General features: G+C 22.7%; 2 protein-coding genes. One reads left to right on the forward strand and one right to left on the reverse strand.

Features of this window, described 5'->3' with window-relative positions; all coding sequences use genetic code 11:
• Window positions 1-432 (forward strand): tyrosine-type recombinase/integrase (locus tag U880_RS0100525; RefSeq protein ID WP_024654348.1); only part of this gene is annotated, 432 nt, incomplete at its 5' end.
• A gap of 250 nt (window positions 433-682) precedes the next feature.
• On the opposite strand, the gene U880_RS0100530 is transcribed toward U880_RS0100525, so the two are convergent.
• On the reverse strand, window positions 683-1064 hold a 382-nt coding region (locus U880_RS0100530; RefSeq protein WP_024654349.1), incomplete at its 5' end, for a DUF261 domain-containing protein.

Here is a 1064-nt window from a genome sequence, read left to right on the forward strand (position 1 = left end):
TTTTATAGTTTACGTGTAAATGTTGCAAAGAAGCGAACCAGTATTTGCATTAGAGAAGTAGTAATAAGTAAATCTGAATTTGAAGCTATAGAAGAAATTCATAAACTTCATTTTAAAAATAAAGGACAAGATTCAAGACGTACTTATCTATTTCAAAAAAGTAAACATCGCTTTAAAGATAATAGAATAAATATAAGTGAGATCTCAAAACAATTTAAAGAATTACTAACAAAATCAGGATTTAAACATCGTAAATCGCTACATATATGTAGAAATATATTTATTGCAACACTTAAAAGTAAAGGATACAATTCATTTGAAATTAAAGAATTAATGAAATATGCATCAACATCTGAAATAGATAATGTTTATGGCCTTTCTAAAGCAAGTAAATTAAAAGCATATCATGATATTAAAGATGGTTTTAAATAATATTGTATATTTCATGTATTACTATAATAAAAATAACAAAAAGAAGTTATAATTCTCTTTGTTAGAATTTTTTATTTTAGAAATAAAGGTTAAAAATAGGTTGAAAAAAATAACTCAATACATAGTTATTAGCTATTATACAATTCAATTTAACAAAAATCAATATTTAACATAATAAATAAGCATAAAAAAAAGGCATATAGCCTTTTAATAATAAATAATAATAATGGAGATAATATATTAGAGGAACTTATATTTTTCTAAATATACGCTTAGATTTAAGATGATATTCTTGCCCTCTATCTTTAAGAAAAAGAGGATCATATAAAACTTCTGTATTATTTGTTGCCATAAAATGGGACCCAATATTATTCTTTATTTTAACTTCACTTATCTCAAATTCATCCTTTAAACATTTATAAGATTTATTCTCAACACGAACATCTCTTTTAACACCAAAGAAACTTAAGATTTTACATGGATTTAAAATATAACAATTAATCCCCATATAACCTAATCTAACAAATTGATAATAATTATTATTAATATCATTAAAGTCAAATTTGTTCTTTGTAAGTGATGATATGTAATAATGCAAAGATAAAAAGTAACAACCCCAACGTCTAATCTCT

It is taken from the genome of Borrelia hispanica CRI (assembly GCF_000500065.1).
Taxonomy (GTDB): Bacteria; Spirochaetota; Spirochaetia; order Borreliales; family Borreliaceae; genus Borrelia; species Borrelia hispanica.